The sequence below is a fragment of the Streptomyces sp. NPDC005863 genome (assembly GCF_042871345.1).
Taxonomy (GTDB): Bacteria; Actinomycetota; Actinomycetes; order Streptomycetales; family Streptomycetaceae; genus Streptomyces.
In genome coordinates this window covers 820706-832491 of record NZ_JBIAII010000001.1, presented here as the reverse complement: position 1 = coordinate 832491, position 11786 = coordinate 820706, and the positions used below count along the sequence as shown (strand labels likewise).

Here is an 11786-nt window from a genome sequence, read left to right as displayed (position 1 = left end):
TCCGCCAATCTTTCGTCTCGACGGAGGAAAACGCTGGCGTGTCAGCTTGACATGACCTTGCCATCGACCTCCGTGCGTGTGGGTTCCACGGCACCAATCCCCCACCAGCGCACCACCAATTGAGGAGGACCCCTCAGATGGCAGTGATGCGTCACCACCGCCGAAGACTGGCCGGGATCGGCGCGACCGCGGTCGCGACCCTCGCCCTCGGCGTCGCCTCCGCCCTCCCGGCGAACGCCCTCCCGGCAGACGTCCACCCAACGAACGCCCGACCCGACACCGCCGAAGGCCGGATCGAGAACGCCGGCGCCCCCGGCACCATCAAGAACAGCTACATCGTGAGCCTCGACAAGCACGCGCCGAAGGCCCGTTCCGCCGCCGGCAAGGCCCTCGCCAAGGAGTACGGCGCCACCATCGAGCGGACCTATGACAAGGCCCTCAACGGCTACGCGGTCGAGCTCTCCGAGGCCGGGGCGAAGAAGTTCGCGGCCGACCCTGCGGTCGACCTGGTCGTCCAGAACCGGACGTTCACCGCCTCCGCCACGCAGAACAACCCGCCGTCCTGGGGCCTGGACCGCATCGACCAGAAGAACCTTCCGCTGGACCAGAAGTACACCTACCCGGACTCCGCGGGGCAGGGCGTCACGGCGTACATCATCGACACCGGCGTCCGCATCAGCCACACCGACTTCGGCGGCCGCGCCTCCTACGGCTACGACGCCATCGACAACGACAACACCGCGCAGGACGGTCACGGTCACGGCACCCACGTCGCGGGCACCGTCGCCGGCACCCTGCACGGCGTCGCCAAGAAGGCCAAGATCGTCGGCGTCCGCGTCCTGAACAACCAGGGCTCCGGCACCACCGCGCAGGTCGTCGCCGGCATCGACTGGGTCACCCGGAACGCGGTCAAGCCGGCCGTCGCCAACATGTCGCTCGGCGGCGGCGCCGACAGCGCGCTCGACACGGCCGTGCGCAACTCCATCGCGTCCGGCGTCACGTACGCCGTGGCGGCGGGCAACGAGTCCACCGACGCGTCGACCAAGTCGCCCGCGCGCGTGGCGGAGGCCATCACCGTCGGCGCCACGACCAACACCGACGCGCGGGCCAGTTACTCCAACTACGGCAGCATCCTCGACCTCTTCGCCCCGGGCTCCTCGATCACCTCGTCCTGGAACACCGGCGACACGGCGACCAACACCATCTCCGGTACGTCGATGGCCTCCCCGCACGTCGCGGGCGCCGCCGCCATCTACCTCGGCCAGAACCCCGCGTCGAGCCCGGCGCAGGTCTCCGCCGCCCTGGTCGCCGCCGCCTCACCCGGCGTCGTCGGCAGCCCCGGCTCCGGCTCGCCCAACCGGCTCCTCAACGTCACGGGCGGCACCACCAACCCGCCGGGCAAGTCGTTCAGCAACACCGACGACTACGCGGTCGGCGACAACGCCACCGTCGACTCGCCCATCAACGTCACGGGCGTCGACGGCTCCGCCCCGGCCGCGCTCTCCGTGCCGGTCGTCATCCAGCACACCTACATCGGCGACCTGCGCGTCCAGCTGATCGCCCCCGACGGCACCGCGTACACCCTCAAGGATTACGGCACCGGCGGGAGTTCGGACGACATCAACACCACGTACACCGTGAACGCCTCCTCGGAGACGGCCAACGGCACGTGGAAGCTGCGGGTCAGCGACAACGCCGCGCAGGACACCGGGAAGATCGACTCCTGGGGTCTGCAGTTCTAGGACGGCTCCCGGTTCCCCCTCACTCCGCACCCTCGTCCTCGCGGTACGGCTTCGGGTCGGTGACCCAGCCCGCCGCGAGGACGAGCCGCGAGGTGCGGTGGACGGCGAGGAAGCCGAAGGGGCGGTCGAAGGTGGCGTCCACCTCGGTGGTGAAGTAACGCTCCTCGGGCATCCCCGCACCGGCCGCAGGGAACGCCGTGACGGCGGCGGCCCGGAAGCCCAGCGCGCCGAACGTGGCCGTCGCCGTCTGCGCACCCCGCTCGATCGCCATCGGCTCGGCGGCGATCCCCGGGAAGTGTCCCTCGCCCGCGTCCCGGGCCGTGGTCAGCCCGAACAGGGCGTGCTCCCGCAGCAGATCGTGGTCGGCCGTCAGCGCGAACGGCACCGTCTTCACGTACAGCGTCGGCGGGCGGGGGCTGATGGCGCGCACCCTGCTGACACGCAGGCCCGGACCCACCTCCCCGTACGGCAACTGGGGCCCCGGAACCACCGGCAGCCGGCCCGCGAGGAGGTCCACGCCCGCGCCAAGCACCTGCCCCGGGCCCATCCGTTCCTCGCCGAGCAGCAGATGGACGTCGATCCCGGTGTTCCCGAGCACCTTCAGCTCGGTCACCGTCCCGGCCGGGGCTTGGGCGACGCCCACGCGGTCGAGCAGTGACGTCGAGCGGTACAGGGAGGCGAGCATCCGTGCCTTCCACGGCCCCGCCTCGGGCCACATCACGCCTTCGGTGAAGGGCCGGAACCAGTCCGTCCGCAGCGCGAGGGCGCTCGCCAGGACGAACTCGGTGTCCTCGCCGGGACGGACCGGCATCCGTTCGATCTGCCCGCCCGTGCGCCGTGCCGCCCATGCGTCGAGGGCCGCGGCGTCCGCGTCGACGTCCCCGGTGAGCACACCGATCGCCGGTGCCGGTACGCCCTGCCGCCACGCGTCCCGCAGCGTCAGCGTGCGCCTGGTCCACAGGCCCACCGCCGCGTCCACGCCCCGCATGGCCTCCAGCGCGGCCAGCAACACGCGGGCCCCGGCGGCCGTTTCGTGCGCCGGCAGCCCCACCGCGTCCGCGAGTTCGCCGCGGGCCGCCCCGCCCGCGCCGTCCGCGAGGAGGGCCAGCAGGGGCCAGACGCCGGGCGCCGAGAAGACGGTGCCGCGGTCGGGGGCGGCCGTCGCCGCCCAGCGGGAGGCCAGACCGTTGACGGCCTGGAGTACGGCCCCAGTCGTCGATATGTGCCGTCGCATTACCTGCTCGCTCCCATCGCCCATTCCTGCGGCGCTCCCATTCCCACGGCGCTCCCGTCCCGATGACGGCCCCGCCCTGATGGCGACCCCGTCCCGAGGACGACCTCGCCCAGATGAGGCTCCCCTCCGGATGGCGATCCCGCCCCGTTTACGATGCGCCAGGCCGTCCGCACGGCTCGCCCCACCCCACGTGACCGTCCCCGGCGCCCGCAACCCGCCCCCGAAACCCAGGAGAACGCTACCCGTGGACATACCGCCGCCGCCCGGCCCGGCCCCGTACCAGCGGTGGCCCGGACCGCACTCCCCGTACTCCCGCCCGCCGGTGAACGGCTTCGCGATCGCCTCCCTGGTGCTCGGGCTGCTCTGCTTCCTGCCCGGCGTCGGTCTGGTCCTCGGTCTGATCGCGCTCGCGCAGATCAAGCGGAAGGGCGAGCGCGGCAAGGGGATGGCGGTCGCCGGCAGCATCCTCTCCGTGCTCGCCGTCGTCGCGGGCGGCGCGCGCGACTTCATGGACGGCTTCCGGGAGGCGGCGCGCGCGTCACGGCAGGACACCGGCGCCTTCCCGGTCGACGAGGGCGGCTGTCTGAACGCCCCCGAGGGCAGGCTCGACTCCATGAAGTTCGGCTACCAGGTCGACGAGGTGCCCTGCGCGGGGCCGCACGACGCCGAGGTCTTCGCGTCGTACCGGGTGCACCACGCCACGTATCCGGGTGACGGCGTGCTCACCGGGGTCGCCGAGACCAAGTGCGCCGACCTGCAGTTCGCCTATGTCATGGACCGCTGGCAGGACTTCGGCGACGCCGACCTCTACTACTTCGTGCCCGACCGGACGACCTGGCGCCGGGGCGACCGGCACGTCACCTGCCTCTTCGGCGCCCCGGACCCCGACCACCCGCTCAAGGGCACGCTGCGCAGCGACCGGACGACGCTCGACGCCGACCAGCTCGCGTACGTGACGGCGGAACAGTCCTTCGAGCGGGCGTACGGGAAGGAGCCGGACGCGGCGCGGGTCGAGGACGACCTGCCGGGTCACAAGGAGTGGGCCGCCGGCGTCGTCAAGGGCCTCGACGAACGGGTCCGGCTGCTGCGGGCGCACGACTGGCCTGCGGGTACGCGCAAGCGCGTCGACGCGCTCGTCGCCGCGATCGGCAAGGGGCGGACGGAGTGGCGGAAGGCGGCCGAGGCCACGGACGCCGACAGCTACATCGACCACTATGAGGCGGCGCTTGCGGGGATCGGCGACGAGCAGGCCGTCGCGGTCCGCAAGTCCCTCGGCCTGGCGACGACTTCACCGCGCGAGGCGGCCCCCGGGGACGGCGCGGGGTCGGGTCCGGACGGGGACCACGACGTGACGTCCGCGGTGTGAGCGACCGAGCGACCGTGCGGCAGCTGTCGCGGTCAACCCCCTAAGACGATTTTGTCCGCTTCTGTGATAGTTCTTCGGTGTGACGTCCGCCGTGCCACCGCCCACCGTGGCCAGGATCGTGGCCAGGACTCTGCTGCTGGCCGCCGGGCTCCTGAACGCGGCGCTCGCCGTCCTCGTCGCCGCCCCGCTGCCCCGCCTCCCGCTCCTGGTGCTCGTCGCGGGCGCGATCACGTCGTGGGGCCTCGTGCTGCTGCCGCCCGGACTGCTCGGACTCGCCGCCGCCGCGCTGGCCGGCCGCCGTCACCCCTGGTGTGCGGGGCTCGCCGCGCTCGCCTCCTTCGCCGCCCTCGTGTACGGGGTGATGCCGTACGCGGCGGCGTACGGCACGGCGGTGCGGCAGGGCCAACCGCTCGCCCCCGCGCGGTACTTCGACGGCGTCAACTACGCCAAGGTGCCCGACCGCGCCCGCACCCTCACGTACGCGCGCGTGCCCGGCCCGCACGGCACCCGCAGCCCACATGGCACCGGCGGCACTCGGGGCCCGCACCACGCTCGTGGCGCACACCGCGCGAAGACGCAGAAGCTGCGGCTCGACCTGTGGGCGCTGCCCAGGCGGGCTGCGGTGCGCAGGCCCGCCGTCGTCTGGGTGCACGGCGGCGGCTGGAACAAGGGGCACCGCAGCCAGACCCCCGAGTGGAACCGGTGGTTCAACGCCCGTGGGTGGTCGGTCTTCGACGTCGACTACCGGCTCGCCCCCGGAGCCACCCAACTCGACCAGATCGGCGACGTGAAGTGCGCGGTCGGCTGGGTCAGGCGGCACGCGCGCGTGTATGGGCTCGACCCCGAACGCCTGCTCCTCGCGGGCAGTTCGGCGGGCGGCAACCTCGCGCTCGCCGCCGCCTACACGGAGGGCGACGCCCGCGTCCCCGCCTCCTGCGGCGCGGCGCCCGACACCTCCGTATCAGGGGTCGTCTCGCTCTACGGGCCCACCGACATGGGGCGGCTGATCGCCGGCACCGCGCTGCGCGGGGACCCCATGATCCCCCGGCTGATGGGCGGTTCGGCGGCGAGCGCCCCCGCCCGCTACCGCCTGGGATCGCCGGCCCGGCTCGTCCGCGGCGACGTACCCCCGACGCTGTTGCTGCACGGGAGCGCGGACCGCGCGGTTCCGGTGGCGCAGGCGCGCGAGCTGGCACGCCGGCTGAAAGCGGTCGGGGCCCCGGCGACGTACGTCGAACTCCCGTGGGCCGACCACTGTTTCGACGTCAACTGGGGCGGCTGGGGGAGTCAGATCGCGCGGGCGGCGACGGAGCACTTTCTGGGTACCCTTGATCGTTCGCCATATCCGCGGAAAGGCCCTGCGTAAAGACCTGCACGGGCAGAAATCATCACTTCGAGTGATTCCTTGGCCTTGGGTTGCACCCAACAACCCACGGTTGCCAGGCTGTTGCTGTCTGTCAACCTGATGGGAGTGGCCAGTGACTTTCGGTGAGCAGCCGGCGTATCTGCGCGTCGCGGGGGATCTCCGCAAGAAGATCGTCGACGGTTCGCTGCCGCCGCACACCCGGCTCCCCTCGCAGGCCAGAATCCGCGAGGAGTACGGGGTGTCGGACACGGTCGCCCTGGAGGCGCGCAAGGTCCTGATGGCCGAAGGTCTGGTCGAGGGCCGCTCCGGGTCGGGCACGTACGTGCGGGAGCGCCCCGTCCCGCGCAAGGTCGCCCGCACCGGCTACCGCGCGGTGAACGGCGGGTCGACCCCCTTCCGTCAGGAGCAGGCCGCCGACACCGCGCGCGGCACCTGGGAGTCCCGCAGCGAGCAGATCGAGGCGAGCGCCGCCATCGCCGAGCGGCTCGCCATCCGTACCGGCGACCGCGTGATGTGCACGAAGTACGTCTTCCGGGACGCCGGCGAGGCCATGATGCTCTCGACCTCCTGGGAGCCCCTCGCCGTCACCGGCCGCACCCCCGTGATGCTCCCCGAGGAGGGTCCGCTGGGCGGCTGCGGGGTGGTCGAGCGGATGGCGGCGATCGACGTCGTCGTGGACAACGTCGCGGAGGAGGTCGGCGCCCGCCCGGGCCTGGCCGAGGAGCTCACGGCCCTCGGCGGCGTCCCGGGCCATGTGGTCCTGGTCGTCCACCGGACGTACTACGCGTCGGGCCGCCCCGTGGAGACGGCCGACGTCGTGGTCCCGGCGGACCGCTACCGCATCGCGTACCACCTTCCGGTGAAGTAGCCCGCCCCGTAGGCGCTTTGGCCGACCGCGCCGTCTCCGCTCTCCCCTCGTGGCCGAGAGCGGCCCCCCTGCGTATCTCTTTGTGCAAAGCCGTATCCGCTGAGTAAAGGTCGGGCGTAGGCTCGGGCATATGCGGATTGCGGTTTCCTTACTGATCGAGGCGTGGGGCGCGCCGGGGGTGGCGAGCGGAGGGGCGCGATGAACGACGGGACGGGCCTGCTGCCCTGGTTGGTGATACGCCAGGACGACAACGGCAACCGCTACCGCGTGGGCAGGTATGCGACGAAGGCCGAGGCCCAGCGGATCGCGGACAGCCTCGACGACCGCGGGCACCGTCAGCTCTACTCCGTCGAGCGGCTGAGCCAGAACGGCAGCGGCCGCTGACCCGGACGCCCGCAGCCCCGCCGCCCCTGCCCGCTCGCGCAGCCCGGCTCGGCCCGGCCGGGACGAGAGGCCCTAGGCTCCGCCGTATGAACGAAGACTCCGCCGCGGCCGCCCGCATCGTGGTCGGCGCCGCCCTGTACGACGCCGGACGCCTGCTCGCCGCACGGCGCAGCGCACCCCCCGAACTCGCGGGCGGCTGGGAGCTGCCCGGCGGCAAGGTCGAGCCCGGCGAGCGGTGCGAGGACGCGCTGGTGCGCGAGCTCCGCGAGGAACTGGGCGTCGAGGCCGAGCTGACCGCCCGGGTCCCCGGCCAGTGGCCGCTGGCCAAGGGGTACGCCCTGCGGGTGTGGACGGCCCGGCTCGTCGCGGGCGAACCGCGCCCCCTGGAGGACCACGACGAGCTGCGCTGGCTCGCTCCCGATGCCGTCTGGTCCGTCGAATGGCTGACCGCGGACGTGCCCGCCGTCGAGGCGGCGCTCGCCGTCCTGCCGCACGCCGCGCACTGACCCCGTCTACGCCGTTCGTGCCACAGTGCGACCCGTTACGCGGTAAACCCACCTGGATATCGGGTATGTGCCCATTAACCCCATGAAACCGGACAGGTTCAGCCACTGGTCTGGAAGTGATCGGCGTGATCGACATCGAAGGCGACTGCGCCGAGTGGGCGTTCCCCGCGGACCCGGGCGCCGTCCGCACCGCGCGCACCGTCGTCCGCAAACAGCTCGCCGACTGGGGCCTCGCATCCCTGGGCGACATCACCGTGCTGCTCGTCAGCGAGTTGGTGACCAACTCGCTGCGGCATGCCTCCGGGCCCATCGGCGTACGAATGGTACGGCCCACCGACCTCACGGACCCCACGGGATCCCTCCTCGTGGAGGTGTCCGACCCGCTCCCCGACCCGCCCCTGGAGCGGGCGGCCGCACCCGACGACGAGGGCGGCCGGGGGCTCCAGCTGCTGTCCCGCTCGTCGCGGCGGTGGGGAACACGTCCGGGTCGTACGGGCAGGACGGGGAAGACGGTGTGGTTCGAGCTGGCGTTGCCGGGTTAGAAGACTGGCAGTGTGCGAAAGGCGTTCGGCACAAGGGCGGCACGGGCCAAAAAGCGTCGAGTACGTGCTGTGATCGTGAACGCCGTGTGGCGCGGCACCGTAGTGCTGGATACTGCGGTCAGCCGTACGCGGTGACCGGTGCCGGGCGCGGTGAGCTGGAGGGGACGGTTCGCGTGAGCGAGATACCAGCGAAGGCGACGGAGCTCGACGGGCCGTCGGACGACGCGAAGGCCCACGGGGCCACGGACGACGCGACGGGCGACGCCGCCCCGGCCGACAGGGGGCCCGGCGACGTGCCGGTGGACGAGACGTGGCAGAGCGACCCACCCGGTTCGATCTACGACTACATCAAGGTCGCCTCCTTCTCGATCGGGCCCGACGGCCTGGTCGACCAGTGGAGCGTGCGCGCCGAGCGGCTGTTCGGCGTGGCCGCGCGGGACGCCGTGGGCAAGGACCCCATCGAGGCGTTCGTGCCGCCCGAGCTGCGCGCCGGGGGACACCGCAAGATGGCGGAGATCCTCGACGGGCGGGAGTGGACGGGGTCGGTCCCCTTCCGGCTGCCGGAGGGTGCCCTGCCGGTGCCGGAGGCCGCCCTGCCGGCCCAGCGCCGGGGCGGGGAAGGCCCCGGCGGCCTCGAAGGCGTCGCCGAGGTCTACGTCATGCCGACCGAGACGGAGGACGGTGAGCGGGCCGCGGTCTGCATCGTCGTCGACGTCCGCGCGCTCCGGCAGATCGAGACGGACCTCGCCGCCTCGCAGGCCATTTTCGGCCAATCCCCCGTCGGCTTCCTGCTCTTCGGCACGGACCTGAAGGTGCAGCGCGCCAACCGCCGGTTCGCCGACGTGTTCGGCGGCGGCGTCGAGGAGCACCGCGGCCGCACCGTCCACGACTATCTGCCGCGCCACGAGGCCGACCGCATGGCCGCCGCCCTCAAGCGGGTCCTGGAGACCGGCGAGCCCGTGACGGACCTGCAGATCGTCGGCCCCGCGCCGGGCAGCAACGACCGCAGGCACTGGTCGATCGACCTCTACCGGGTGCACAGCGGTTCGGGCCGGCCCATCGGCGTCGCGGGTCTCGGCACCGACGTCACCCGGCGGCACGCCGCCGCCCGCGAGGCCGCCCACGCACGGCGCAACCTGGCCCTCCTGAACGAGGCGGGGGCCCGCATCGGCAACTCCCTCGACCTGGAGACCACCGCGAGGGAACTGCTCGACGTGGCCGTCCCCGGCTTCTGCGACCTCGCATCCGTCGACCTCTACCAAGGGCTCCTCGACGGCGACGAGACCCCGCCCGGACTCGCCGACGGCAGCGCGGACCTGCGCAGGGTGGCCTTCGCGAGCGCCGTGGCCGACGCCCCGTTCCCGGCCGGCACCGGGCCCGTCGACGTCGGCGCCGTGCACCGCTTCGGGTTCACCTCGCCCTGCGCCGACGCCCTGCGCGCCGCCCGGCCCCGGCTGATCACCGGCGACGACGACGATTCGGCGAGCCGGCGCACCGGCGGCCTCGTCCAGTCGACGCTCGCGGTGCCGATGGTCGCCCACGACACGGTGGTCGGCCTCGCCCAGTTCTCCCGTACGAAGGGCAGCGAACCCTTCGGCGAGCGGGACCGGGCGCTCGCCGTCGAACTGGCCGCGCGCGCCGCCGTCTGCATCGACAACGCCCGCCTCTACCGGCGCGAGCACGAGCGCGCGCTGATACTGCAGCGCTCCCTGCTGCCGCCCGGCGACCCCGAGGCGTCCGGGCTCGACATCGCCTGCCGCTATCTGCCGGGCAACGCCGCCACGGAGGTCGGCGGCGACTGGTTCGACGTCATCGAGCTGCCGGGCCACCGCACGGCGCTGGTCGTCGGCGACGTCATGGGCCGCGGCCTCCGGGCCGCCGTCGCCATGGGCGAACTGCGCACCGCCGTACGCACCCTGGCCCTCCTCGACCTGGAGCCGGCCGAGGTGCTCTCCGCCCTCGACGAGATCGCCCGCGGCCTCGGCAACCCGGCAGGGCCCCAGCAGTCCACCCGCGCGGCGCGCAAGGGGGCCGGTGCGGACCTCGGCGAGGTGTACCTCGCCACCTGCGTGTACGCGGTCTACGACGCCGTCACCCGCCGCGTCACCTTCGCCAACGCCGGCCATCTGCCGCCCGTCCTGGTCGAGCCCGGCGAATCCGCGCTGATGCTCGACGTGCCGCCGGGCATGCCGCTCGGCGTCGGCGGCGAACCCTTCGAGGACGTCCAGGTCGAGCTCCCCGAGGGCGCCCTCCTCGCGCTCTACACCGACGGCCTCGTCGAATCCCGCCACCACCCGCTCGACGAGGGGCTCAACGCCCTGGTGAGCTCCCTCAACGACGCGCCGTCCGCCCTGGAGGACGCCTGCGACCACGTCCTGAACACCCTCGACACCCATCACGGCGAGGACGACATCGCGCTGCTGATGGCGCGCGTCGAGGGGCTGCCCGCCGAGCACGTCGGCGACTGGACGCTGCCGCGCGACCCCAAGTCGGTCGGCCGCGCCCGCGAACTGGCCTGCGACCAGCTGCGCGCCTGGGACCTGGAGCGTCTCTGCGACACGGCGGAGCTGCTGGTCAGCGAGCTCGTCACCAACGCCCTGCGGTACGGCGAGGGCGACATCAGGCTCCGGCTCCTCCTGGACCGCACGCTGGTGTGCGAGGTGTGGGACGGCGGCTTCGTCCAGCCGCGCCGCCGCCGGGCCAGGGACACCGACGAGGGCGGGCGCGGGTTGCAGCTGGTCGGCCTGCTCAGCGCGGCGTGGGGCTCGCGCAGGACGCCGCAGGGCAAGACCGTGTGGTTCGAACTCCCGCTGCCCGGTGACGCGGAGCCGAAGGACGCGGCGGAGGCGCTGCTCAGCCTGTTCTGAGTGGGTTCCTTGGAGGGCGCGGGGGCGAGGGTGGGTGCGGCTCGGGTTGGCGCGGTTCGGGTGAGCGCGGTTCAGGTGGTCGCCTTCAGGGCGGCGAGGCGGGCCGCGATCTCCGCCTCGTCGCCGAGGCCCTCCAGCTCCTCGAACTGTGCGTCGAGCGAGGACGCGGCGAGTTCCTGCCGGCCGAGCGCCCGCGCCTCCTCGCGCCGCACCTTGTCCTCGAAGCGGCTCAACTCGCTCGTCGGATCCATGACGTCGATGCTCCCGGCGGCATCCATCATCCGGTTCTGCGCCTCCGCGGTCTTCGCCCGCGCCACCAACTGATCACGCCTCGACTGCAGTTCGGTCAGCTTCGACTTCATCCGGTCGAGTCCGGACCTCAGCTTGTCGACGACCTCGGTCTGCGAGGCGATCGTCGGCTCGGCCTCCTTCGCCTCCCGCTCGGACTGCAGCTGCCGCCCGAGCGCCACCTTGGCGAGCCGGTCGAACGTGTCGGCCTCCGCGGCGTTCCCGTCCGTCCGCAGCTCGTCCGCCTTCCTGCTCGCCGCGAGCGCCTTCCCGCCCCATTCGGCGGCCGCGTCCTGGTCCTCCCGGTGATCCTGCTCCAGCATCCGCAGCTGCCCGATGGTGGTCGCGACGGCCTCCTCCGCCTCCCTGATGTTGTTCGAGTAGTCGCGGATCAGCTGGTTGATCATCTTCTGCGGGTCCTCGGCCTGGTCGAGGAGCGCGCTGATGTTGGCCTTGGCGAGCTGGGCGACACGGCCGAGGATGGTCTGCTTCGTCATGACCTGCATCTCCTTGTACGAGGGGGCGTCCGGGCGCGGACTACGGGGCTGCGGGAGGCGGCTCACGTCCTCCGGGGTGCCGCCTGTGGGCTGTGGTCGGCCGGGATGTGGACGGCGGGCCTTCGG

The 11786-nt window shown here is 72.8% G+C and carries 10 protein-coding genes; 8 read left to right on the top strand and 2 right to left on the bottom strand.

Going from position 1 to position 11786, the window contains the following annotated elements; translation table 11 throughout:
* Window positions 1-137: 137 nt before the first annotated feature.
* The gene (locus ACFYO9_RS03515) at window positions 138-1742 is read left to right on the top strand and encodes a S8 family peptidase (RefSeq protein WP_358777709.1); all 1605 of its coding nucleotides are present in this window, start codon (window positions 138-140) and stop codon (window positions 1740-1742) included.
* A gap of 19 nt (window positions 1743-1761) precedes the next feature.
* Here the strand turns inward: ACFYO9_RS03515 and ACFYO9_RS03510 are convergent, their stop codons facing one another.
* On the bottom strand, window positions 1762-2976 hold the full coding sequence (locus tag ACFYO9_RS03510) for a serpin family protein (protein ID WP_358777708.1): 1215 nt from the start codon (window positions 2974-2976) through the stop codon (window positions 1762-1764).
* A gap of 244 nt (window positions 2977-3220) precedes the next feature.
* Between ACFYO9_RS03510 and ACFYO9_RS03505 the strand changes: the two genes are divergently transcribed.
* From ACFYO9_RS03505 to ACFYO9_RS03475, 7 genes are all read left to right on the top strand, one after another.
* The gene (locus ACFYO9_RS03505) at window positions 3221-4342 is read left to right on the top strand and encodes a DUF4190 domain-containing protein (RefSeq protein ID WP_358777707.1); all 1122 of its coding nucleotides are present in this window, start codon (window positions 3221-3223) and stop codon (window positions 4340-4342) included.
* Between the two features lie 79 nt (window positions 4343-4421).
* Window positions 4422-5708: an alpha/beta hydrolase gene (locus ACFYO9_RS03500; RefSeq protein WP_358777706.1), complete on the top strand. Its 1287-nt coding sequence runs from the start codon at window positions 4422-4424 to the stop codon at window positions 5706-5708.
* Window positions 5709-5820: 112 nt separating this feature from the next.
* On the top strand, window positions 5821-6576 hold the full coding sequence (locus ACFYO9_RS03495; RefSeq protein ID WP_355803256.1) for a GntR family transcriptional regulator: 756 nt from the start codon (window positions 5821-5823) through the stop codon (window positions 6574-6576).
* Between the two features lie 198 nt (window positions 6577-6774).
* Window positions 6775-6960, top strand: a complete 186-nt coding sequence (locus tag ACFYO9_RS03490; RefSeq protein WP_358710254.1) for an SPOR domain-containing protein — start codon at window positions 6775-6777, stop codon at window positions 6958-6960.
* Between the two features lie 86 nt (window positions 6961-7046).
* Window positions 7047-7466 carry a (deoxy)nucleoside triphosphate pyrophosphohydrolase gene (locus ACFYO9_RS03485; RefSeq protein ID WP_355803252.1) on the top strand — a complete coding sequence of 140 codons (420 nt, stop codon included), beginning with the start codon at window positions 7047-7049 and terminating at the stop codon, window positions 7464-7466.
* 116 nt (window positions 7467-7582) lie between these two features.
* Window positions 7583-8008 (top strand): ATP-binding protein, encoded by a 426-nt coding sequence (locus ACFYO9_RS03480; protein ID WP_358777705.1) that lies wholly within the window; start codon window positions 7583-7585, stop codon window positions 8006-8008.
* Between the two features lie 173 nt (window positions 8009-8181).
* The gene (locus tag ACFYO9_RS03475) at window positions 8182-10875 is read left to right on the top strand and encodes a SpoIIE family protein phosphatase (protein ID WP_355803248.1); all 2694 of its coding nucleotides are present in this window, start codon (window positions 8182-8184) and stop codon (window positions 10873-10875) included.
* A 71-nt stretch (window positions 10876-10946) separates the two neighbouring features.
* Here ACFYO9_RS03475 and ACFYO9_RS03470 read toward each other — a convergent pair whose 3' ends face one another.
* Window positions 10947-11660, bottom strand: a complete 714-nt coding sequence (locus ACFYO9_RS03470; RefSeq protein ID WP_358777704.1) for a PspA/IM30 family protein — start codon at window positions 11658-11660, stop codon at window positions 10947-10949.
* Window positions 11661-11786: the final 126 nt, after the last annotated feature.

Excerpts from the sequence above, each read along its gene's own strand:
- ACFYO9_RS03510 (WP_358777708.1), bottom strand. The coding sequence starts at position 2,976 with ATGCGACGGCACATATCGACGACTGGGGCCGTACTCCAGGCCGTCAAC.
- ACFYO9_RS03485 (WP_355803252.1), top strand. The coding sequence starts at position 7,047 with ATGAACGAAGACTCCGCCGCGGCCGCCCGCATCGTGGTCGGCGCCGCC.
- ACFYO9_RS03490 (WP_358710254.1), top strand. The coding sequence starts at position 6,775 with ATGAACGACGGGACGGGCCTGCTGCCCTGGTTGGTGATACGCCAGGAC.
- ACFYO9_RS03515 (WP_358777709.1), top strand. The coding sequence starts at position 138 with ATGGCAGTGATGCGTCACCACCGCCGAAGACTGGCCGGGATCGGCGCG.
- ACFYO9_RS03470 (WP_358777704.1), bottom strand. The coding sequence starts at position 11,660 with ATGACGAAGCAGACCATCCTCGGCCGTGTCGCCCAGCTCGCCAAGGCC.